The sequence below is a fragment of the Actinomadura sp. 9N407 genome (assembly GCF_044326315.1).
Classification (GTDB): Bacteria; Actinomycetota; Actinomycetes; order Streptosporangiales; family Streptosporangiaceae; genus Spirillospora.
Genome location: NZ_JBIRAW010000016.1, coordinates 87,667 through 109,302, shown reverse-complemented (window position 1 = coordinate 109,302; position 21,636 = coordinate 87,667). Strand labels below are relative to the sequence as shown.

Genomic DNA, 21,636 nt, shown 5'->3' with positions numbered 1-21,636 from the left:
CCCATACGATTGATGCCGTGGCTGACAGAAATCCCCTGATCCGCGTGCGTGACTCCGTCTGGCGTCCCACGCCCGCGTCGCTGCGGCTGCTGGCGCTGCTCGGCGTGCTCGGCAACGCGGGCATCATCGGCACCGGCGGCGCCGTCCGCGTCACCGAGTCCGGCCTGGGCTGCCCCACGTGGCCCAAGTGCACGGGGGACAGCCTCGTCCCGGTCCACAGCCCCGAGCATCCCGCCATGAACATGGCGATCGAGTTCGGGAACCGGATGCTCACGTTCCTCGTCCTGGCCGTGGGCGTGCTGGTGTTCGTCGCCGCCCTGCGGCTGCGCCCGCGGCGCCGCAGCCTCGTGCTGCTGGCCGCCGCGCAGCCCGCCAGCGTGTTCGCCCAGGCGATCATCGGCGGCATCGTGGTGCTCACCGAGCTCCACCCCACCTCGGTGTCCCTGCACTTCCTGGTCTCGCCGGCCCTGCTGATCTTCTGCGTGGCCCTGTGGATGCGCGCCGGCGAGGGCGACGACCCGCCGCGCAGGCTGACCGGCCCGGTCCTGCGCGGCCTCAGCCTCGCCCTGTGCGCGGCCACGGCCGTCGTCCTGGTCGCGGGGACGGTCGTCACCGGCACCGGCCCGCACTCCGGCGACACCGAGTCCCGCCGCTACGGCTTCAACATCGAGGACGTCACCCGCGTCCACAGCCTGCTGGCCTGGGTCACCGTCGCCCTGACGGTCGTCCTCCTGGCCGCCGCGTACCGTACCAAGGCACCGGCGCTGTTCCGGCGCCGCCTGCTGTTCCTCTTCGCCGTCGAGCTGGTCCAGGGCCTCATCGGGTACGTGCAGTACTTCAACGGCGTCCCCGGGACCCTGGTCGTCCTGCACATGCTCGTCGCCGCCGTCATGTGGATCGCCACCCTCCGCGTGGTCTTCGCCACCCGCGAGCGCGGTCCCGTCCCCGTGCACACCCCGGCCGAGACGGACACTTCCCGCGAGCCCCAGCCCGTCTGAGCCCCGCCGGCCCGGGCCCGCGAGCCCGGCCGTCGGCGGATGCCGCGCGAATGATCGGCTTGGCGCCCGGATGTATCGGGAGTGGCACCCATATTCGGCTGAGGCACCATGTAGCCGCAGATCAGAGCCCATGACGGGGCCCCGTCACGCATAGGCTCGTCGGCGGAGGTACGACGGTGCGAACACGGATCCTGCTGGCCGACGATCACGCGCTGGTCCGTCGCGGGCTGCGGCTGCTGCTGGACGCGGAGCCGGATCTGGCGGTGGTCGCCGAGGCGGCGGACGGGGCCGAGGCCGTCCGGGCCTGCGCCGGCGCCGGGATCGATCTGGCGGTGCTGGACATCGCGATGCCGGGGATGACCGGTATCGAGGCGGCGCGGGAGATCGCCCGGAGCGCCCCGGACGTACGGGTCCTGATGCTGTCGATGTACGACAGCGAGCAGTACCGGGTGGAGTCGTTCGAGGCCGGGGCGTCCGGATACGTGCTGAAGTCGGTGGCCGATCGCGACCTGCTCGGTGCCTGCCGGGCCGCGATGCGAGGTGAGCCGTTCAGCGCTTCCTGAGGCCGTTCAGCGCTTCTTGAGGAAGGCGCGGAGGCGGTCCAGGGGCCAGGTGTTGATGACGTCGTCGGGGGTCAGCCAGCCGCGCTGGGCGGTGCCGACGCCGTAGCGGATGTTGCGGTGGTGGCCCAGGGAGTGGGCGTCGGTGTCGACGGAGAACTTGACGCCGTGGTGCAGGGCCCGGCGGATCAGGTCGGCGGGCAGGTCGAGGCGGTCGGGGAACGAGTCGATCTCCATCGCGGTGCCGGTGCGGGCGGCGGTACGGAAGACCTCGTCCCAGTCGGCGTCCACGGGGCGGCGCCGGCCGATGGAACGGGCGGTGGGGTGGCCGATGACGTGGACGTGCGGGTTCTCGCAGGCGCGGACCAGGCGGCGGGTCATCGCGGCCTGGTCCTGGGTGAAGTGCGAGTGGATCGAGGCCACGCAGACGTCGAAGCCCGAGAGGAACTCGGCGTCCCAGTCGACACCGCCGTCGGGGTCGATGTTGAGCTCGGTGCCGTGCAGCAGGGTGAGGCCGGGGTGCTCCTTCTGCAGCGCGCGGACCTGCTCGCGCTGGGCGAGCATCTTCTCGTCGGTCATCCGCTGCATGAACAGGTTGGGCGCGTGGTCGGTGATCGCGTAGTAGTCGAGGCCGCGGGCCTCGGCGGCGGCGACCATCTCCTCGAGGGTGGCGATGCCGTCGGTGAGGTCGGTGTGCGAGTGCAGGTCGCCCCGGAGGTCCTCGACGGTGACCAGGCGGGGGAGGGCACCCTTGAGCGCGGCCTCGATCTCGCCCTGGTCCTCGCGCAGCACCGGCGGGATCCACGGCAGGCCGAGCCGGGCGTAGACCTCCTCCTCGGTCTCGGAGACGATCAGCGCGCCCGATTCGGCGTCGAACAGGCCGTACTCCGACAGCTTCAGGCCCGCCCGGACGGCGATCTCGCGGGTACGGATGTTGTGGGCCTGCGAGCCGGTGAAGTACTGCAGCGCGGCGCCCCACGACTCGGGCGGGACGACGCGCAGGTCGACCTGGAGGCTCTTGGCCGTACGGATCGAGGTCTTCTTGTCGCCGCTGGCGATCACCTCGGCCACGAACGGCAGGGCGGTGAAGGCGTCCATGATCGGGCGGGGCTCGGTGGCGGCGACGAGGACGTCGATGTCGCCGATCGTCTCGCGCATCCGGCGCAGCGAGCCCGCGTACGTGCAGCGCTCGCAGCCGGTGACCGCCGACAGTGCGGCGACGATCTCCTCGGCGAGGTCGGACGCCGCGTCGAGCAAAACCCGCTCGCCCGACTGCTCCATCAGCTCGATGCCGTGCAGGATGTTCTGCTCGGTCTTGGCGCCGAAGCCCTTGAGGCCCTTCAGCCGGCCCTCGCCGATGGCGCCGGCCAGCTCGGTGACCGAGGAGATGCCCAGCTCCTCATAGAGCGTGAGGGCCTTCTTGGGGCCGAGGGTGGGGATCGAGGTCAGGGCCCGGACCCCGGCGGGGATCTGGGCGCGCAGCTCCTCGACCTGCCGGATGGTGCCGCTGGTGTTGTAGTCGAGCAGCTTCTTGGCGATCGCGTCGCCGACGGTGGGGATCGCCCGCAGCCCGGCCAGGTCCATCTCCGCGATGTCGTCGGGATGCCCCGCGACGGCGCGGGCCGCCTTCTCGTACGCCCTGATCTTGAACGCGTCGCCGCCCGTGATCGACAGCAGATCCGCAAGTTCCTGGACGAGTGCCGCGGCCTCGTCGTTCGCCCGTGCCATACGGCGAGTCTAGGCCGCGGGTACGACAGCCGACCGAGGGCCCGGAGCCGGCCCGCCGCGACCGGCGACGGGGTCGGCCCGGGCCGGGCGGCAGGTCAGCGGAGCGGCGCGATCGGACCGCCGGGGCTGGCGTGGCGGCCCTCGATCACGGCCTCGGCGATGCCCGCGACCTGCGCCTCGGGCAGCCGCCGGTAACCGTCGTCGGTGACCACCGACACCACCGGGTACAGCCGCCGGGAGCGGTCGGGCCCGCCGGTGGCCGAGTCGTCGTCGGCCGCGTCGTACAGGGCCTGGACGCAGACCGTGGCGGCGTCCTCCAGCGACAGGTCGCGGCGGTAGAGCTTCTTCAGGGCGCCGAGGGCGTACGGGGAGCCCGAGCCGTCGGCGTGGAAGTCGCGCGCCTCCTGCGGGGAGCCGGTGATGTCGTAGGTGTAGATCTTCCCCTCGCCGGAGCCCGGCTCGTACCCGGCGAACAGCGGGACGACGGCCAGGCCCTGCAGCGCCTGGGCGAGGTTGGCCTGGATCACGGCACCGAGCCGGCGGGCCTTGCCCGGCAGCGACAGCGGTACGGTCTCCATCTTCTCGTAGTGCTCGAGCTCGACCTGGAAGAGCCGGACCATCTCCAGGGCCAGGCCGACGGTACCGGCGAAGGCCACCACCGAGTGGTCGTCGGCGCGCTGGACCTTCTCCAGCTCGCGGTAGGCGATCTGGTGGCCGCGGGTGGCGCGGCGGTCGCCGGCCATCATGACGCCGCCCGGGAACGTCAGCGCCAGGATGGTCGTCCCGTGCGGCAGCTCGAGCGGTGCGGCGTCCCCCTCCGGGACCCGGTTGACCGGGAGCATCTCGGGGGAGTGGGCGCGCAGGAAGTCGACGAACGACGCCGTTCCCGTATCGAAGTACTCGGGCGGCAGTCCCTGATCATCTGCCCAGCCGGTCACGGTGACCCCTTTCAGCGTCCGCGGACTCCGTCGTTCCCGATCCTTCCACGCCGGCGCGCCCTCCGCACAACGCGGCGCCGGGGCCCGGCCGGGGGCCGGGTCAGTCGGGTGCGGGAGCCGCCGGCCGCTGCGAGCCGAGGGTGGCGCCGGCGCAGGCGATCATGACGCAGACGATCGCCGCCCACTGGCGGCCGGTCAGGATCTCGCCCAGCACCACGACGCCGACCATGGCGGCCACGGCGGGCTCCAGGCTCATCAGGATCCCGAACACCCGGGCGGGCATCCGGCGCAGCGCCTCCAGCTCCAGCGAGTACGGGATCACCGAGGACAGCACGCCCACGCCGATGCCCAGCGCCAGCAGTTGCGGGTCGAGCAGCGCGGCGCCGCCGGCGTGCACGCCCATCGGCAGGATTGCGAACGTCCCGACGATGCTGGCCACGGCCAGGCCGGTGGAGCCCGAGAAGCGCTGCCCGGTCGAGGCGCTGAACAGGATGTACGCGGCCCAGCAGGCCCCGGCCAGCAGGGCGAAGCCGATGCCGACGGGATCGACCTCACCACCGCCGCGCGCCAGCATCACCACGCCCGCGCCCGCCAGCAGCGCCCACAGCAGGTCGCGGGGGCGCCGGGAGGCCACGATCGAGATCAGCAGCGGCCCCAGGAACTCGATCGTCACCGCCATGCCCAGCGGGATCCGGGCGAACGACTGGTAGATGGAGAAGTTCATCAGCGCCAGCGACAGCCCGAAGCCGGTGGCGACCAGCAGGCTCTTGCGGGAGTGGTCGCGCAGTACCCCGCGCAGCGCCTTGCGGGCCAGGAAACCCAGCACGACGGCCGAGGTGAGCAGCCGCATCAGCACCATCGCGCTGGGCGGCATCTTGTCGAACATGTGCTTGGCCATCCCGGCGCCGATCTGCAGCGACAGGATGCCCAGCAGGATCAGGGCGGGCGGCGGCACGGCGCCGAGCGACAGCGCGTTCAGCCGTGCCGCGAAACCGCCCGTACCGCCGTAGGAGCCGGGGGCCTCAGCGAGCGCCATCGATCACTCCCACCGGAAGAACCGGGCGGCGAGGGCGAGCCCGGCGACCGCCCAGACGGCCAGGACCAGCAATGGTCCGCCGGGGAACGCGGCGCCGTCCTGCAGGACCTGACGCAGCCCCTCGGCGAGCGCCGAGATGGGCAGCAGTTCCAGCGCGGACGCGACCCCGGACGGGAACCGTTCCAGCGGGAAGACCACACCGCCGACCGCGAGCAGCAGCACGTACACCAGATTGGCGGCGGCCAGCGTCGCCTCCGCGCGCAGCGTCCCGGCCATGAGCAGGCCGAAGCCGCTGAACGCGGCCGTGCCCAACAGGATCAGCGCCAGCACCGACAGCGGGTCGCCGTCCGGGCGCCAGCCCATGGCCAGCGCGACCGCGCAGATCACCACGGCCTGCAGCGCCTCGACCGCCAGCACGGCCAGGGTCTTGCCGATGATCAGCCCGGACCGCGACAGCGGGGTGGCGCCCAGCCGCTTGAGCACGCCGTAGCGGCGCTCGAAGCCGGTGCCGATGGCCTGGCCGGTGAACGCGGTCGACATCACCGCCAGCGCCAGGATGCCGGGCGTGAGGAAGTCCACCCGCGACCCCGGGCCGAGGTCGAGCAGCGACGTCCCGCCGAACAGCGCCAGCAGGACCACCGGGATGATCAGCGTGAGGAGCAGCTGCTCGCCGTTGCGCAGCGTGGCGCGCAGCTCGTACGAGGCCTGCGACAGGACCATCCGGATCGGCGAGACCGCGCCGGGCGCCGGCGTGAGATCGAGCGCGGTCATGCTGCCTCCTTGTGGGGGGACGACCCCCCACACCCCCCGGAACAACCTGCGCGCATGCCCTCGCTCCGCTCGGTCATGCGCGCAGCTCCTTACCGGTCAGCTCCAGGAAGACGTCCTCCAGCGTGCGGCGTTCGATCCGGAGCTCCTCGGCCATGACGCCGTGCGAGGCGCACCAGGCGGTGACGGTGGCGAGCAGTTCGGGACGGACGTCCCCCTCGACGAGGTAGTGCCCCGCCGGCGACTCCTTGGCGGCGCTGCCCGCGGGGAGCGCGGTCAGCAGCTCCTCCAGCCCGAGGCCGGGCCGTGCCCGGAAGCGCAGCTGGCGCTCGGCGCCGGTGAGCTCGGCCGGGCTGCCCTCGGCCACGACCGCGCCGTGGTCGACGATGACGACATGGTCGGCCAAGCGTTCGGCCTCCTCCATGTAGTGGGTGGTGAGCACGACCGCCGCTCCGGCGGTGCGCAGTTCCTCGATCAGCTCCCAGGTGGAGTGCCTGGCCTGGGGGTCGAGGCCGGTGGTGGGCTCGTCCAGGAAGACCAGCTCGGGCCGTCCCACCAGGGCGACCGCGAGCGAGAGCCGCTGCTGCTGGCCCCCCGACAGGCGCCGGTACGGGGTGCGCGCGTGCTCGGTGAGGCCGAGCCGTGCGAGCAGCGCGGCGGGATCGAGTGGAGCCGTGTGGAACGAGGCGACCAGCCGGAGGAACTCTCCGGCGCGCGCCGTACCGGGCACACCGCCCGACTGCGGCATCACGCCCACCCTCGGCTTGAGCGCCCTGGCGTCCGCGATCGGGTCGAGGCCGAGCACCCGAACCGTTCCGGCGTCGGCGCGGCGGAAGCCCTCGCAGATCTCGATCGTGGTGGTCTTGCCCGCGCCGTTGGGCCCGAGCAGCGCGGTGACGGCGCCCCGGGCGGCGCGGAAGGAGAGCCCGTCCGCGGCGGTCGTGGTGCCGTAACGCTTGACCAGGTCCGCCAGCTCGACCGCGCTGTCTCCCGGGGGTGCTGCTGCCATGGCTCCGAGTTTAGGTCCGCGCCGGGACGCCTTCTCCCCGGGGACGGCCGTTCCCGGGGTGTACGGCGCGGGCGCCGCTGACCTGCAGTGATCCAGGTCACGGTAAGGAATGGGTCAAGAATTTGGACACAAGGCACAAAAGCGCATAAACCAATGTTTGAAACGGAGTCGTACCGCCCGGTGCCGCCGGCGTGTGCGACTTCTTCTTTCTGTCGCTCGGCCCATGCTTGGGGGGATGAGATGCCGCTGTCGGCGAACGAGATCTGGATGCTGAACGAGATCGCCCGGGAGACCGCACAGGAGGATCCCGACTACGTCCGGCGCCTGATGACGTACGGGGGGAGCAGGCGCGGCGCCGGTACGCCCCGCCGCCCGCGGCGCGTTCCCACGTTCCGCGACCTGCTGTGGAGCCTGCGGTCAGCCCGCGCCCTGGTGCCCCTCCTGCTGGTGGGCATCGTCCTGATCGCCGGCGTCGTGGGCTCGTCCCTGGTCGCCATGAACAGCGCCGACACCGCCCACGTACGGCCGGACGGCCCCAACGCCCGCCTCCAGCCCTGACCGCCGCCGCCCGATGGCGTTTCACCAAGTAGGCCCCGGGTAGCCCCAGCCTGTCACTCGCGTACGGCCGGTGACGCATGTGCCTTCTCGCCTGGTGGGGGACCGAATGGGAGAGCCCGCGCCGGCGGCCCGCCGGCCGGACGCCACCGGCACGCTCGGGCTCGCCTCGGCGACCGCGCTGGTCGCCGGCAACATCGTCGGAACCGGGATCTTCCTGCTGCCCGCCTCGCTCGCGGGTGTCGGCACCGCCGGCATCTGGGCACTGGCGGCCGCCTGGCTCGGCGCCGTCGCGCTGGCCCTGGTGTTCCGGCGGCTGAACGGCCGCGGCCCGTCGCCCGGCGGCCCGTACGCCTACACCCGGGACGCGTTCGGCGCGTTCCCCGCCTTCCTGGTGGCCTGGTCGTTCTGGCTCACCGCCTGGGGCGTCGCCGCCGGGATCGCGATGGCCTGGGCCGGTTACGTGAACTACTTCCTCGGCTGGGACGGTCTCCTCGGGCGGGACGGCACGGCAGCCAGGATCGCGATCGCGCTGGCCGGGATCTGGATCGCCGCACTGATCAACGTGACCGGATTCCGCAATGCCGGGCGATTCCAGCTGGTGACGGCAGTGCTGAAATGCCTGCCGCTGCTGGTGGTGGGCGTGGCCGGGCTGATCTTCCTGAACGTCACGGGCGCGAGCCTCGGTCCCTTCGACGCCACGGGCGGCCCCGGTTCAACCGGGGGCTCGGACTCCGGCGGCTCGGCCTGGCAGGCGATCTGGCCGGCGGCGGGGCTCGTCGTGCTGGTGTTCGCGGGTCTCGAGAGCGCCGCCGTCGCCGCCGGGCGGATCTCCCGTCCGGTCCGCGACGCCGGGCGTGCCGGCCTCTACGGCGTGCTCGCCTGCGGTGCCCTTTACCTGCTGGTCACCATCGCACTCTTCGGAACGGTCCCGCATGACGCGCTGGCCGCCTCCAGTGCCCCGTTCGCCGCCGCGCTCAGCGTGCTGTTCGGGGCAGGGCCCTGGGGCGCGGTGATCGCCGGCTGCGCGATCGTCGCCGGGATCGGTGCCCTCAACGGCTGGACGATGACGGCCGCCGAGATGGCCCGCGCGGCCGCCCGGGACGGCGCGTTCCCGGAGGGCTTCGCCCGGACGTCGCGGCGCGGCGCGTCCGTGACCGGCATCGTGGCCGGCGCCGCCCTGACCTCGCTGATGCTGCTGGCGGCCGGCCTCTCGGGGAACGCCTTCGACGCGATCCTGCTGTACGTCTCGTTCACGATGGCCGTCCCGTACCTCTTCTCCGTGGCGGCCTGGGGAGCGCAGCGGAGCCGAGCGGGAAATGCCGGGGCGGAAAAGATCAAAAAGGCGCGGCTCGCCGGCGATGCCGGGGTGGGGATGGCGGCGCTGCTGTTCATTTCCGCGCTCCTGTACGGTTCCGGCCTGGACGCGGTGGCGCCCGGCCTCCTGGCGCTGGCGCTCGGGGTTCCGGTCTTTCTCCGGACCAGGTTCCGGACACGGCTCCGGCGGGATGTCTTCCCAGCTTAGGTAAGCCTTACCTACGTGAGGCATGACATTCCGGAACGGTTGGTGGCCGGGAAGGAATTACGGCACACTGATGTTGTGAAATACGTGAGCGAGAAGACGACGATCGGGGTGACCGAGCGCGACACCCGCGCCCGGGTGGCCCGTCTCGTCCTCGAGCACGGTCCCATCACCGCCTCCGCGCTGGGTGATCTGGTCGGCCTCACGCCGGCCGCCATCCGGCGCCATCTGGACGCCCTCCTGGCGGAGGGCATGATCGAGATCCGGGAGGCCCGGCCGCAGACGCGGCGCGGGCGGGGGCGGCCGGCCAAGTGGTTCGCCATCACCGACGCCGGGCGCAATGCCTTCGTGCACGCCTACGACGACCTGGCGAGCGGCGCGCTGCGCTTCCTCGCCGAGACGGCCGGCGAGCGGGCGGTGACGGAGTTCGCGCGGCGGCAGATCGCCGATCTCGAGCGCCGCTACCTGCCCGTCGTCCAGCAGGCCCCGCCCCACCAGCGGGTCCGTAAACTGGCCGAGGCGCTGTCAGGTGACGGCTACGCGGCCGCCGCCGCCAAGGGCCCACGGCCCGGTGGCGGCGAGGAGTTGTGCCAGCACCACTGCCCGGTCGCGCACGTGGCGGCGGAGTTCCCGCAGCTGTGCGAGGCCGAGACCGAGGCGTTCAGCCGGCTCCTGGGCACTCCTGTCCAGCGGCTGGCGACCATCGCCCACGGCGACGGGATCTGCACCACCCACGTCAGCCCCCGTTCCCTCTGCGGAGGGGACGACGGCGAGGACGCGGGAGATCCCGGAGCGGCGGACGGCGCGGACGGCGTATCGATCGACCACATCCGTGACGAGGAGTCCGGGAGGACCTCCCTATGACGACGGCAGCCCACCCGGAACTGGAAGGGCTCGACAAGTACAAGTTCGGTTGGGCCGACTCTGACGCGGCCGGATCGACGGCCCGTCGAGGCCTGAACGAAGAGGTCGTACGCGACATCTCCGAGAAGAAGAACGAGCCCGAATGGATGCTCGAGCTTCGCCTCAAGGGGCTGCGCCTTTTCGACAAGAAGCCGATGCCCAACTGGGGCTCGGATCTGTCGGAGATCGACTTCGACAACATCAAGTACTTCGTCCGGTCCACCGAGAAGCAGGCGACCTCCTGGGAGGACCTGCCCGACGACATCAAGAACACCTATGACCGGCTCGGCATCCCCGAGGCCGAGAAGCAGCGCCTGGTCGCCGGCGTCGCGGCTCAGTACGAGTCCGAGGTCGTCTACCACAAGATCCGCGAGGACCTTGAGGAGAAGGGCGTGCTGTTCCTGGACACCGACACCGCGCTGCGCGAGCACCCGGAGATCTTCCAGGAGTACTTCGCCTCGGTGATCCCGGTCGGCGACAACAAGTTCGCCGCGCTCAACACCTCGGTGTGGTCGGGCGGATCGTTCATCTACGTGCCGCCCGGCGTGCACGTCGACATCCCGCTGCAGGCCTACTTCCGGATCAACACCGAGAACATGGGCCAGTTCGAGCGGACGCTGATCATCGCCGACGAGGGCTCGTACATCCACTACGTCGAGGGCTGTACGGCACCGATCTACAAGTCGGACTCGCTGCACTCGGCCGTCGTGGAGATCGTGGTGAAGAAGGACGCCCGCGTCCGCTACACCACCATCCAGAACTGGTCGAACAACGTCTACAACCTGGTGACCAAGCGCGCCGTCGCCTACGAGGGCGCGACGATGGAGTGGGTCGACGGCAACATCGGCTCCAAGGTCACCATGAAGTACCCGGCGGTCTACCTGCTCGGCGAGCACGCCAAGGGCGAGACGCTGTCGATCGCGTTCTCCGGCGAGGGCCAGCACCAGGACGCCGGCGCCAAGATGGTGCACGCGGCGCCCAACACCTCCAGCACCATCGTCTCCAAGTCGGTGGCGCGCGGCGGCGGGCGCACGTCCTACCGCGGCCTGGTGCAGATCCAGGAAGGCGCCAAGCACAGCAAGTCCACGGTCAAGTGCGACGCGCTGCTGGTCGACCAGATCAGCCGTTCCGACACCTACCCCTACGTGGACGTCCGCGAGGACGACGCGGAGATGGGGCACGAGGCGACCGTCTCCAAGGTGTCCGAGAGCCAGCTGTTCTACCTGATGAGCCGCGGCCTCAACGAGGACGAGGCGATGGCGATGATCGTGCGCGGTTTCGTCGAGCCGATCGCCCGTGAGCTGCCGATGGAGTACGCCCTGGAGCTCAACCGGCTGATCGAACTGCAGATGGAAGGAGCGGTCGGCTGATGGGGCTTGACCAAAGGCCTCTTTCGACCTTGCATGACAAGGCCTCCTACGAGGTCGCCGACTTCGAGGTGCCGACGGGGCGCGAGGAGGAGTGGCGGTTCACCCCGCTGCGCCGCCTGCGCGGCCTGCACAACGGCACCGCCGAGGCCGTCGGCAAGGTCATCGTGGAGGTGGACGCGGCCCCCGAGGTCACGATCGAGACCGTCGGACGCGACGACGCCCGGCTCGGCAAGGCCTACGTGCCGGCCGACCGGGTGAGCGCCCAGGCCTGGGCCTCGTTCGCGGAGGCGACGGTCGTCACCGTGCCCAAGGAGGCCGTGGCCTCCGGGCCGACGATCCTGCGGCTGCGCGGCGAGGACGCCTCGGCGGCCGCCTACGGGCACACCACCGTGATCCTGGAGCCGTTCGCCGAGGCCACCGTGGTGCTCAGCCACCGCGGCTCGGCGACCTACGCCGACAACGTCGAGTTCGTCGTCGGCGACGGCGCCCGGCTCTCGGTGATCAGCCTGCAGGACTGGGCCGACGACACCGTCCACGTGTCCCACCAGCACGCCCGGCTCGGCCGCGACGCCCGGTTCGTCTCGCACAACGTGACGCTGGGCGGCGACCTGGTGCGGATCGCGCCGTCGGTCTCCTACGACCAGCCCGGCGGCGACGCCGAGCTGTACGGGGTCTACTTCGCCGACGGCGGCCAGCACCTGGAGCACCGCCTCCTGGTCGACCACACCGTGCCGAACTGCCGCAGCCGCGTCGACTACCGCGGCGCGCTGCAGGGCCGGGACGCGCACGCCATCTGGATCGGCGACGTGATCATCCGGGCCGAGGCCGAGGGCACCGACACCTACGAGCTCAACCGCAACCTGGTGCTGACCGACGGCACCCGGGTCGACTCGGTGCCCAACCTGGAGATCCTCACCGGCGAGGTCGCCGGCGCGGGGCACGCCTCGGCGTCCGGCCGGCTGGACGACGAGCACCTGTTCTACCTGCAGGCCCGCGGCATCAGCTACGACGAGGCCCGGCGCATGGTCGTCCGCGGCTTCCTCGGCCAGCTGATCCAGCGGATCGAGGTCGACGAGGTCCGCGAGAAGGTGTCCGAGGCGATCGAGGCCGAGCTCGACAGGGGGGCCCGCGGGCGATGAGCTTCGTGAAGGTCTGCTCCCTGAACGACATCCCGGCCGACGGCGTCCTCGGTGTCGAGGTCGGCGACACCCCGGTGGCGCTGGCACGCGCCGGCGACGGGGTGTTCGCGCTCAACGACATCTGCTCGCACGCCGAGGTCTCGCTCTCCGAGGGCGAGGTCTACGACGGCACGATCGAGTGCTGGCTGCACGGGTCCTGTTTCGATCTGCGCACCGGCAAGCCCACCAACCCGCCGGCGACCCAGCCGGTCGCCACGTACAAGGTGAAGGTCGAGGACGGCGACGTGTACGTCTCGCTCGGCTCCGACGACTGAGAACCTGAGAGAACGAAGGACTATGGCCACCCTAGATATCCGCGACCTCCATGTCTCCGTCGCCAGCGGCGCGGACGGGACCAAGGAGATCCTGCGCGGGGTCGACCTGACCGTGAAGGCCGGCGAGACCCACGCCCTGATGGGCCCCAACGGCTCCGGCAAGTCGACCCTGGCGTACGCCGTCGCGGGCCACCCCAAGTACGAGATCACCTCCGGCTCCGTCACGCTCGACGGCGAGGACGTCCTGGAGATGACCGTCGACGAGCGTGCGCGCGCCGGGCTGTTCCTGGCGATGCAGTACCCCGTCGAGGTGCCCGGCGTCTCGGTGTCGAACTTCCTGCGCTCGGCGGTCACCGCCGTCCGCGGCGAGGCGCCCAAGCTGCGCGCGTTCACCAAGGAGATGAAGGCGGCGATGGAGGCACTGTCCATCGACCCCGTCTTCGCCCAGCGCTCGCTGAACGAGGGCTTCTCCGGCGGCGAGAAGAAGCGGCACGAGATCCTGCAGCTGGAGCTGCTCAAGCCGAAGATGGCGATCCTGGACGAGACCGACTCCGGCCTCGACGTGGACGCCCTCAAGGTCGTCTCCGAGGGCGTCAACCGCTTCGGCGCCTCCGGCGAGACCGGCGTGCTGCTGATCACGCACTACACCCGCATCCTGCGGTACGTGAAGCCCGACTTCGTGCACGTCTTCTCCGCCGGCCGCGTCGTCGCCCAGGGCGGCCCCGAGCTGGCCGACGAGCTCGAGAACGAGGGCTACGAGAAGTACGTGAAGGCAGGCGCGTCGGCGTGAGCGAGCTGGAAGGCCGCGGCGGCGCCTGGACTGAGGAGCGAGGTACGAGCGACGAGGGAAGGCGTCGCCTCGAGGCGGCCTGGAAGCGAGCGGGGGAATCAGCGTGACTGGAGCGTTGCTGCCCGAGGAGCTCAAGAAGGACTTCCCGCTGCTGTCGCGTACGGTGCGGGGCGGGCGCGAGCTGGTCTACCTCGACTCCGGGGCGACCTCGCAGAAGCCCGTCCGGGTGCTGGACGCCGAGCGGGAGTTCTACGAGCGCCACAACGCGGCGCCGCACCGGGGGGCGCACCTGCTGGCCGAGGAGGCCACCGGCGCGTACGAGGACGCCCGCGCCAAGATCGCCTCGTTCGTCGGCGCGGTCCCGGGCGAGATCGTGTTCACCAAGAACGCGACCGAGGGCATCAACCTCGGTCGCGTACGCGATGAGCAACGCCGCGACCGGCGGCCCCGAGGCCGAGCGGTTCAAGGTCGGCCCCGGCGACGAGATCGTGGTCTCCGAGATGGAGCACCACGCCAACCTCGTGCCGTGGCAGCAGCTGTGCCTGCGGACCGGCGCCACGCTGCGCTGGTTCGGCCTCACCGACGAGGGCCGACTCGACCTGGAGCACCTCGACACGATCGTGAACGAGCGCACCAAGCTGGTCGCGCTCACCCACCAGTCGAACGTGCTCGGGACCGTTCCGCCGATCGACCTCATCACCGCGCGGGCCCGCCAGGTGGGCGCGCTGGTGCTGCTGGACGCGGCGCAGTCCGTACCGCACCAGCCGGTGGACGTCACCGCGCTCGGCGCCGACTTCCTGGTCTTCTCCGGGCACAAGATGCTCGGCCCGACCGGGATCGGCGTGCTGTGGGGCCGCCGCGAGCTGCTGGACATCATGCCGCCGTTCATCACCGGCGGATCCATGATCGAGCAGGTCCGGATGGAGGAGTCCACCTTCATGCCGGCGCCGCAGCGGTTCGAGGCCGGAGTGCCGATGACCGCCCAGGCGATCGGCCTCGGCGCGGCCTGCGACTACCTGTCCGAGCTGGGCATGGACCGCGTGCACGCGCACGAGGAGGCGCTGACCGCCTACTCGCTGGAACGGCTCGGCGAGATCGCCGGCGTCCGGGTGATCGGCCCGCTCAGCACCGACGCGCGCGGCGGCGCGGTGTCGTTCACCGTGGACGACATCCACCCGCACGACGTCGGGCAGGTCCTGGACGAGCTGGGCGTGGCGATCCGGGTCGGGCACCATTGCGCCTGGCCGATCTGCCGCCGGTTCGGGATCCCCGCCACGACCCGCGCGACGTTCTACCTGTACAACACCCTGGCGGACGTGGACGCGCTCACCGACGGGGTAAGGCACGCACAGAAGTTCTTCGGCACCCACTAGACGCCCCGTGGTTGGAACACGCTGCGCGACGCACGGGTTGTAGCCGGGGAAGGCCCCTCAGGGAAAAGGACGACATGCTTGAGGCGATGTACCAGGAGGTCATCCTGGATCATTACCGCAACCCCCATCACAAGGGGCTGCGGGAGCCGTACGAGGGCGAGGCGCACCACGTCAACCCCACCTGCGGTGACGAGGTCACGCTGCGCGTGCACCTCGACGGCGACGGGGAGGACGCCCGTGTCGCGGACGTCTCGTACGACGCCATGGGCTGCTCGATCAGCCAGGCGAGCGCGTCGGTGATGACCGACCTGATCATCGGCAAGTCCGTCAAGGAGGCGATGGCGGTCGGCGAGGAGTTCCTGGCGCTGATGCAGTCGCGCGGCCAGGGCGAGCCCGACGAGGACGTCCTGGAGGACGCCATCGCCTTCGCCGGTGTCTCCCAGTACCCAGCCAGGATCAAGTGCGCCCTGCTCGCCTGGATGGCGTGGAAGGACGCGACCGCCCGAGCACTCGGAGAGGCATCATGAGCGAGACCACTGAGACCGAGACCCCCGAGACCGAGGCCTCCGAGGAGACGGCCAAGGTCGCCATGACCGAGGCCGAGGAGGAGATCCTCGAGGCCCTGCACGATGTCGTCGACCCCGAACTGGGGATCAACGTGGTCGATCTCGGCCTGATCTACGGGGTCAGCCTGGCCGACGAGATCGCCACCCTGGACATGACGCTGACCAGCGCCGCCTGCCCGCTCACCGACGTGATCGAGGACCAGGCCAACAGCGCGCTGGAGGGCCTGGCCAAGGAAGTCAAGATCAACTGGGTCTGGCTGCCGCCGTGGGGCCCGGACAAGATCACCGAGGACGGCCGCGACCAGCTGCGCGCCCTCGGCTTCAACGTCTGACCCGACCGGCCCGCACGACCGAAAAGAGCCCGCTCCCTTCCGGAGCGGGCTCTTTCGCGTTCGCGCAGGTGGACCGGAGGGAGTCCGGTGTCAGCGGCGGGAGATCGGCTCGGCCTCGGCCGGGGCCGAGGTCCGGCCGGGTTCGGGCTTGGCGGGCCAGAGGGTGTGGGTGATGGGCCAGAGGGACCAGATGGCCAGGATCGTTCCCAGCCGAACCGTCCAGCCGAGCAGGGCCTCGGTACGGGACGTGTCGTCCACGACGGCGACCATCGTGAGCAGGACGGCGCAGGCGATGGCGGTGGCGAGGGCGGCCTTGCCGAACTCGCGCCACTCGTAGCGGATACGGGCCCGGCCGTACTTGGGCCTGCCCTTCGGCGGCGGGCCGCCGGCGAAGCGGTGGGCGAAGCGCTCGTCGGCCCAGCAGATCATGCTGTGCCCGAACGCCACCGAGTAGCCGAGGTAGGCGGCCGACAGCCCGTGGGTGAAGTCCGCGGTGGCGCCGCCCTGCAGGTCGACCACGGTCGCGGTCAGCAGCACCACGTCCAGGAGCGGGACGCAGACCAGCAGCGCGCCGCCCAGCCGGGGGCGGCGCAGCAGGTAGCGGACCGAGAGCCCGGCCGCGAGGACCAGCCAGAAGCCGATCTCGCAGGCCGCGATCAGCGCGAGCAGCATTGTTTCCCTTCCGCATGGCGTCCCTTCAATGCTCGCGGAGCGAGGGGGCGGGGGCGTCGTCGCGGATGGGGAACCGGGGGTCCTCCTAACGATGTACGCGGGGTGCCGGAAGGCGGAGCCGAGTGGTGTCCGGGGGGTGCTGGAATGGGACCGTGCTCTCGACCCCGCGTCCTCGCATCACCCGCACGGATCTGCTGATCGCCGTGGCCGCGCTGGCGGGCGGGCTCCTGATGCTCGCCGTGCAGGGGTACGCCACGTGGTCGTCGGTCTGGGATCCGGCGCTCGGCTGGCGGCTGGTGCCGCTGCTCGGGCAGGTGGCGGCGATCCCGTTCCGGCGGACGGCGCCGCGGACCGCGCTGCTGTTCGCCACCCCGTTCAACGCCGCCGACGTGATCATGGGCCCGAACTTCGCATCGATGATGATCTACGGCGATCTGCTGTACGCGGCGGGCCTGTACGGGCGGCGCCGTACCGCCGAGCGGCTGCTGGTGGTGACCAGCGTGACCACCCTGGTGGTGCTGGTCTCCGTCGGGATGCTGCTGCACACCCTCAGCGTGGCCGTCGTCGCGGCGGCGGTGGCGGCGGTGACGTGGGTCTTCCCCGTGATGACCGCGATGGCCGTCCGGGAGCACCGGTTCACCGCGCAGGCCGAGCGGCTGCGCGCCGAGCAGGTGACGCGGCTGGCCGAGATGGACCGGCGCAGCGCGATCAACGCCGAACGGGCCCGGATGGCCCGCGAGCTGCACGACGTGATCGCCAACCATCTGAGCGCGGTGGCGCTGCACTCCTCGGCGGTGCTGAAGGTCCGGGATCTGACCCGGGAGGACCTCGACCGGTCGATGGAGATCATCCGGGAGAACAGCGTCCAGGGGCTGGCGGAGATGCGCCGCATGATCGGCCTGCTGCGCGAGGAGGAGGACACCGATTCGCCTGCCGCGCCCCGGCTGGACGGGCTCGACCGGCTGGTGGGAAGTTCGGCGCGGTCGGACCTGAGCGCCGCGCTGGAGGTGGAGGGCGACGCGCCGGAGCTGCCGGCGGCGGTCGAGCTGGCCGCGTACCGGATCGTGCAGGAGTCGCTGACCAACGCGCTCAAGCACGGCGGTCCCGGGAGGGCCCGGGTACGGCTGCGCTACCTGCGCGACCGGGTGGTGATCGACGTGCGCAGCCCGCTCGGGCCGGACGCCCCGCGGCTGCCCGGCTCGGGAGCGGGGCTGATCGGGATGCGCGAGCGCGCCACGATGCTGGACGGGACGTTCGAGGCGGGTCCCGAGGAGGGCGGCTGGCGGGTCCGCGCCGAGCTGCCGGTCGGCCTGGCCAGGGGCGGCGTGGGAAGGGAGAGCGCGTGATCAGGGTTCTGGTGGCCGACGACCAGGCGGCGGTACGGGCCGGGCTGGTGCTGATCCTGCGCGCCGCGCCGGGGATCGAGGTGGCCGGCGAGGCCGTCGACGGCGAGGAGGCGGTGGCGCTGGCCCGCGAGCTGCGTCCCGACGTGGTGCTGATGGACATCCGGATGCCCCGGCTGGACGGCGTCTCGGCGACCCGGGAGATCGCCGGGATCACCGACGTGCTGGTGCTGACCACGTTCGACGTGGACGAGTACGTGTTCGGCGCGCTGCGGGCCGGGGCGGCCGGGTTCCTGCTGAAGGACGTCGACGCCGACCATCTGGTGGAGGCGGTGCGCACGGTGGCGTCGGGAGAGGGGATCATCGCCCCGCGGGTGACCCGCCGGCTGATCGGCGCCTTCGCGTCCCGGCCCGCGCCGGGGCCCCTGCCGGCGCCGGGGCTGGCGGAGCTCACGCCGCGCGAGCGGGAGGTCTTCGGCTGCCTGGGCGAGGGCCTGTCGAACGGCGAGATCGCGGCGCGGCTGGACATGGCCGAGACCACGACCAAGACCCATGTCAGCCGGATCCTGGCCAAGCTCGGCCTGCGCAGCCGGGTCCAGGCCGCGATCCTGGCCCAGGAGACGGCGGGGTCAGGGTGACAGGCCGCGGATCAGGTCGGCCACCCGCACGATGCCCAGGCAGCGCCCGATCTCGTCGGTGACGACCAGGTCGTCGTAGACGCGGTCGTCCTCGCGGCCCGCCGCCCGCAGCGCGGCGACGGCCGGGACGGTCCGGGGCACCAGGCGGGGCGTGTCGGCGAGGTTGGCGGCGGGCTTGTGCGCGTACAGGGCGTGCCCGTACGCCCCCGACAGCCGCAGCAGGAACCGGGTGCGGTCCACGGTGGCCCACGGCCGCCTGCGCTCGTCGACCAGCACCACGCTGGTGGTGCCGGACTCGGCGTTCAGGACGTCGAGTACCTCACCGGCGGTGGCGGTGTGCGGCATGGTCACCGCCGGTAGCGTGAACTCCGCGACCCGCGGCCCGAGCGAGGCTTCGGGGCGGGCGCGGCGCGGCTCCTCGCGGGCGGTCACCGGCACCGTGACGCGCATGCCGGGCCGCCACTCCGGCGGTGCCAGCGCGGGTCCCTGGACGAGCCGTACGCCCAGGTCGCGCTGGTTCAGGACCTGTTCCTCGGTGGACAGGCCCGGGGCCTGGACGTGGGTTCCGAGCCGGTGCGCCAGCTCGACCAGCGCGGTCACCAGCGCGGCGCGGCGGGGATCGGTCCCGGTCCGGCGGGCCAGCTCCGGGTCGATCTTGACCAGGTACGGGGAGGCGTCCACCACCAGGTCCAGCGGGGCGTGCGCGGCGCCGACGCCGGTCAGCCCGATCAGGTAGCCGGCCTGGCGCAGCCGGCCGAGCGCGGACTGGAGCGCGGGCCGCCGGGCCGGCGGGAAGCCGCCGCCGACGCACAGGATGACCTCGTGCGGGTGGCGGCCGGCCCCGCCCAGCCCGCGGTGCAGTTCGGCCAGGAGATCCTCGCCCTGGGCGAGGGTCTCGGTCCGCAGCCCGATCTGGAGGGGCAGCGGAGTACGCAGGTCCGCGGCGGCGCGGGCGGCGGCGACCGCGCGGCGCACGTCCTCCGTGGCCGGGTCCGCGCGGGCCAGGGCCGGGTCGGCGTGCGCCGCGACCGGATGCGCGCTCGAGAACCGGCCGGTCTCGGGCACGTGGGCCGCCGGGGGGCCCGCGTGCGTCTCCACGGCGACGACCCGGCCGGTGTCGAGGTCGATCACCGGCTGGAACACCGCCCGGGCGGGAAGCAGGACTTCAACGGCAGGCACAGCCCGCATCATGCCGCTTGAAATCGGTCGAAACCGGACTTGTTAGGAACTGTTAACGCAGTATTCTCCTGTGATCGGCCAGGTCATGCCCGTCCGGACGGACGATCTTGACAGCGCGCGCGGGAGGCGCCGGGACGGTCAGAGCGCACGGCCGGCGGCCAGCGCCGACACCGTGTACGTCCCGCCCGCCACGGCGGCGAGCCACACGTACGGCATGATGTCCGCGCCGCGCAGCCCCTGCACCACCACCGCGGCGACCAGCGCGCCGGTGAGCACGTCACCGGTCATGGCCGCCGCGCGCAGATGGGCGCGGGCGCGGTGCCCGCTGCCGAAGCTCTCGCTGATCGTCAGGGCCGGCTCGTTGCGCCGGTAGGCCAGGGCCAGGGCGTAGCCGGCCAGCACCACCAGCGCGACGAGCCCCGTGCCGCCCCGGTCGTCGGCGGCCAGCACGGCCGCGACCACCGCTCCGGCACCGAGCACGATCGCGGGCACGATCCAACGGCCTGCGCCGCGATTCTCGGGGGCGATCCACATGACCGCCATCTTCCCCGATCCGGCCGGGGAACGCCGGGCAACGCGCCGGGACTCGCCCGGGCCGGTATCTTGTGGCGGCGTGGCGCAATTTCGAATGAACGGCTCGAGGATGCTGGCCGTCGATCTCGCCGGGGAGACGATCAGGGCCCTGAACGGGTCCATGGTCGCCTACGAGGGCCAGATGGCGTTCAAGCGGCAGGGGATGACCGGCGGCGAGGGCCTGCGCGGGGCGCTCAAGCGCCGCATCGCCGGCGAGGGCATCACCCTCATGGAGATCAGCGGCCAGGGCACCGTCTACCTGGCCAGCCAGGCGACCGAGGTCACCCTCGTCCCCTTGAACGGCGACACGCTGTTCGTGGAGTCGGAGAGCCTGCTGGCCATCGAGGGCGGCCTGCAGACCGGGGTGCACTTCGTCGGGCTGCGCGGGATGGGCACCGGCCAGGGCCTGGCCACCACCAAGGTGGAGGGTCACGGCCTGGTCGCGATCCTTTCCGACGGGCCCGCGATCGCACTGGAGGTGACACCCCAGATGCCACTGTGCGTCGATCCCCACGCGTACGTGGCCCATCACGGCCAGCTCCAGCAGGACGTCGTGACCGACGTCAACTGGCGCACCGTGCTCGGGCAGGGCTCGGGGGAGAGCGTGCAGTTCCGGTACCAGGGACACGGGCTGGTCTACGTCCAGCCGGCCGAACGCGGCGGAATGCTGGAGATCTGATGCCGGGATACGAATCGATCAACTCCAAGATGCTCCAGGTCGCGATCGCGCCGGGCCGGGAGATCTACAGCAGGCGCGGCGCGATGCTGGCCTACAGCGGGCGGGTGGCGTTCGCGCCGTCCGCGACCGCCGGGCAGGGCATCGGCGGCACCCTCGGCCGCGCGGTCGCGGGGGAGCGGACCGTGATGATGCACGTGACCGGCCAGGGCACCGCGATGTTCGGCCATGCCGGGCTGCACGTCCAGGTCGTCGAGCTGGCCGGCGACATGCTGGTGGTGGAGGCCGACCGGCTGCTGGTGCACGACGCGTCCCTCCAGGTCGGCACCATGTTCATGGGCGAGCAGGGCGGGATCGGCGGCGTGGTGCGCGGCGCGGTCAGCGGCCAGGGCCTGTTCACCACCACGCTCACCGGGCACGGCTCGTGCGCGCTGCTGTCGCACGGCGGCGTCATGGAGATGCCGATCACGCCGCAGCGTCCCGTGCACGTGGACCCGCAGGCGTACGTGGCGCACCGCGGCCAGGTGCAGAACAAGCTCACCACCGCGGTCGGGCTGCGGGACCTGATCGGCCGCGGCTCCGGCGAGGGCTTCCAGCTCGAGCTGAGCGGCTCCGGCGTCGTCTACGTCCAGGCCAGCGAGAGGAAGATCTGAC

General features: G+C 71.8%; 23 protein-coding genes and 1 pseudogene. 16 read left to right on the top strand and 8 right to left on the bottom strand.

The features are described 5' to 3' along the window. The first annotated feature begins 17 nt into the window (after positions 1 to 17). Both ACH34Q_RS25040 and ACH34Q_RS25035 read left to right on the top strand, forming a co-directional pair. Positions 18 to 998 carry a heme A synthase gene (locus ACH34Q_RS25040; protein WP_395985482.1) on the top strand — a complete coding sequence of 327 codons (981 nt, stop codon included), beginning with the start codon at positions 18 to 20 and terminating at the stop codon, positions 996 to 998. A gap of 176 nt (positions 999 to 1,174) precedes the next feature. Continuing rightward, a complete protein-coding gene (locus ACH34Q_RS25035) occupies positions 1,175 to 1,561 on the top strand; it encodes a response regulator transcription factor (RefSeq protein ID WP_395985481.1) in 387 nt (128 codons plus the stop codon). A gap of 6 nt (positions 1,562 to 1,567) precedes the next feature. Here ACH34Q_RS25035 and polX read toward each other — a convergent pair whose 3' ends face one another. From polX to ACH34Q_RS25010, 5 genes are all read right to left on the bottom strand, one after another. Beyond that, complete coding sequence (gene polX / locus ACH34Q_RS25030; protein ID WP_395985480.1) at positions 1,568 to 3,286, bottom strand: DNA polymerase/3'-5' exonuclease PolX; 1,719 nt, start codon at positions 3,284 to 3,286, stop codon at positions 1,568 to 1,570. Positions 3,287 to 3,381: 95 nt separating this feature from the next. Further along, a complete protein-coding gene (gene prcB, locus ACH34Q_RS25025; RefSeq protein ID WP_395985479.1) occupies positions 3,382 to 4,224 on the bottom strand; it encodes a proteasome subunit beta in 843 nt (280 codons plus the stop codon). Between the two features lie 100 nt (positions 4,225 to 4,324). Beyond that, positions 4,325 to 5,260 (bottom strand): EamA family transporter, encoded by a 936-nt coding sequence (locus ACH34Q_RS25020; protein ID WP_395985478.1) that lies wholly within the window; start codon positions 5,258 to 5,260, stop codon positions 4,325 to 4,327. A gap of 3 nt (positions 5,261 to 5,263) precedes the next feature. Then, positions 5,264 to 6,031 carry an ABC transporter permease gene (locus ACH34Q_RS25015; RefSeq protein WP_395985477.1) on the bottom strand — a complete coding sequence of 256 codons (768 nt, stop codon included), beginning with the start codon at positions 6,029 to 6,031 and terminating at the stop codon, positions 5,264 to 5,266. A gap of 73 nt (positions 6,032 to 6,104) precedes the next feature. Continuing rightward, positions 6,105 to 7,037, bottom strand: a complete 933-nt coding sequence (locus tag ACH34Q_RS25010) for an ABC transporter ATP-binding protein (protein WP_395985476.1) — start codon at positions 7,035 to 7,037, stop codon at positions 6,105 to 6,107. 240 nt (positions 7,038 to 7,277) lie between these two features. Here ACH34Q_RS25010 and ACH34Q_RS25005 point away from each other — a divergent pair, with 240 nt between their 5' ends. The 10 genes and pseudogenes from ACH34Q_RS25005 to ACH34Q_RS24960 all read left to right on the top strand — a co-directional run bounded on the left by ACH34Q_RS25005 (position 7,278) and on the right by ACH34Q_RS24960 (position 15,901). Then, positions 7,278 to 7,595, top strand: coding sequence for a hypothetical protein (locus ACH34Q_RS25005; protein ID WP_395985475.1), 318 nt, complete (start codon positions 7,278 to 7,280; stop codon positions 7,593 to 7,595). Between the two features lie 106 nt (positions 7,596 to 7,701). Beyond that, positions 7,702 to 9,117, top strand: coding sequence for an amino acid permease (locus ACH34Q_RS25000; RefSeq protein ID WP_395985474.1), 1,416 nt, complete (start codon positions 7,702 to 7,704; stop codon positions 9,115 to 9,117). A gap of 75 nt (positions 9,118 to 9,192) precedes the next feature. Next, entirely contained in the window at positions 9,193 to 9,978 is a 786-nt protein-coding gene (locus tag ACH34Q_RS24995) for a helix-turn-helix transcriptional regulator (protein ID WP_395985473.1), read from the top strand. Then, positions 9,975 to 11,387, top strand: a complete 1,413-nt coding sequence (gene sufB, locus ACH34Q_RS24990) for a Fe-S cluster assembly protein SufB (protein WP_395985472.1) — start codon at positions 9,975 to 9,977, stop codon at positions 11,385 to 11,387. Before ACH34Q_RS24995 ends, sufB begins: the two co-directional genes overlap by 4 nt. Beyond that, the gene (gene sufD, locus ACH34Q_RS24985; RefSeq protein ID WP_395985471.1) at positions 11,387 to 12,526 is read left to right on the top strand and encodes a Fe-S cluster assembly protein SufD; all 1,140 of its coding nucleotides are present in this window, start codon (positions 11,387 to 11,389) and stop codon (positions 12,524 to 12,526) included. The genes sufB and sufD overlap by 1 nt, the downstream gene beginning before the upstream one ends. Next, on the top strand, positions 12,523 to 12,840 hold the full coding sequence (locus ACH34Q_RS24980) for a non-heme iron oxygenase ferredoxin subunit (protein WP_395985470.1): 318 nt from the start codon (positions 12,523 to 12,525) through the stop codon (positions 12,838 to 12,840). Before sufD ends, ACH34Q_RS24980 begins: the two co-directional genes overlap by 4 nt. Before the next feature lie 22 nt (positions 12,841 to 12,862). Continuing rightward, positions 12,863 to 13,630, top strand: coding sequence for a Fe-S cluster assembly ATPase SufC (gene sufC, locus ACH34Q_RS24975; protein WP_395985469.1), 768 nt, complete (start codon positions 12,863 to 12,865; stop codon positions 13,628 to 13,630). A 97-nt stretch (positions 13,631 to 13,727) separates the two neighbouring features. Continuing rightward, positions 13,728 to 15,003, top strand: a pseudogene (locus tag ACH34Q_RS24970) (cysteine desulfurase). A gap of 74 nt (positions 15,004 to 15,077) precedes the next feature. Then, the gene (sufU, locus tag ACH34Q_RS24965; RefSeq protein WP_395985468.1) at positions 15,078 to 15,530 is read left to right on the top strand and encodes a Fe-S cluster assembly sulfur transfer protein SufU; all 453 of its coding nucleotides are present in this window, start codon (positions 15,078 to 15,080) and stop codon (positions 15,528 to 15,530) included. Next, positions 15,527 to 15,901, top strand: coding sequence for a metal-sulfur cluster assembly factor (locus ACH34Q_RS24960; RefSeq protein ID WP_395985467.1), 375 nt, complete (start codon positions 15,527 to 15,529; stop codon positions 15,899 to 15,901). Before sufU ends, ACH34Q_RS24960 begins: the two co-directional genes overlap by 4 nt. A gap of 90 nt (positions 15,902 to 15,991) precedes the next feature. Here ACH34Q_RS24960 and ACH34Q_RS24955 read toward each other — a convergent pair whose 3' ends face one another. Then, positions 15,992 to 16,573 carry a hypothetical protein gene (locus ACH34Q_RS24955; RefSeq protein WP_395985466.1) on the bottom strand — a complete coding sequence of 194 codons (582 nt, stop codon included), beginning with the start codon at positions 16,571 to 16,573 and terminating at the stop codon, positions 15,992 to 15,994. Between the two features lie 152 nt (positions 16,574 to 16,725). Between ACH34Q_RS24955 and ACH34Q_RS24950 the strand changes: the two genes are divergently transcribed. Continuing rightward, entirely contained in the window at positions 16,726 to 17,919 is a 1,194-nt protein-coding gene (locus tag ACH34Q_RS24950; RefSeq protein WP_395985465.1) for a sensor histidine kinase, read from the top strand. Next, positions 17,916 to 18,554, top strand: a complete 639-nt coding sequence (locus ACH34Q_RS24945) for a response regulator (RefSeq protein WP_395985464.1) — start codon at positions 17,916 to 17,918, stop codon at positions 18,552 to 18,554. The genes ACH34Q_RS24950 and ACH34Q_RS24945 overlap by 4 nt, the downstream gene beginning before the upstream one ends. Here ACH34Q_RS24945 and ACH34Q_RS24940 read toward each other — a convergent pair. Continuing rightward, positions 18,546 to 19,733, bottom strand: coding sequence for an EAL domain-containing protein (locus tag ACH34Q_RS24940; RefSeq protein ID WP_395985463.1), 1,188 nt, complete (start codon positions 19,731 to 19,733; stop codon positions 18,546 to 18,548). The two genes, ACH34Q_RS24945 and ACH34Q_RS24940, sit on opposite strands and share 9 nt — an antisense overlap. Positions 19,734 to 19,871: 138 nt before the next feature. After that, the gene (locus tag ACH34Q_RS24935) at positions 19,872 to 20,267 is read right to left on the bottom strand and encodes an ABC transporter permease (RefSeq protein WP_395985462.1); all 396 of its coding nucleotides are present in this window, start codon (positions 20,265 to 20,267) and stop codon (positions 19,872 to 19,874) included. Positions 20,268 to 20,346: 79 nt separating this feature from the next. Here ACH34Q_RS24935 and ACH34Q_RS24930 point away from each other — a divergent pair, with 79 nt between their 5' ends. Both ACH34Q_RS24930 and ACH34Q_RS24925 read left to right on the top strand, forming a co-directional pair. Then, positions 20,347 to 20,985: an AIM24 family protein gene (locus ACH34Q_RS24930; RefSeq protein ID WP_395985461.1), complete on the top strand. Its 639-nt coding sequence runs from the start codon at positions 20,347 to 20,349 to the stop codon at positions 20,983 to 20,985. Continuing rightward, on the top strand, positions 20,985 to 21,635 hold the full coding sequence (locus tag ACH34Q_RS24925; RefSeq protein WP_395985460.1) for an AIM24 family protein: 651 nt from the start codon (positions 20,985 to 20,987) through the stop codon (positions 21,633 to 21,635). The genes ACH34Q_RS24930 and ACH34Q_RS24925 overlap by 1 nt, the downstream gene beginning before the upstream one ends. Position 21,636: the final 1 nt, after the last annotated feature.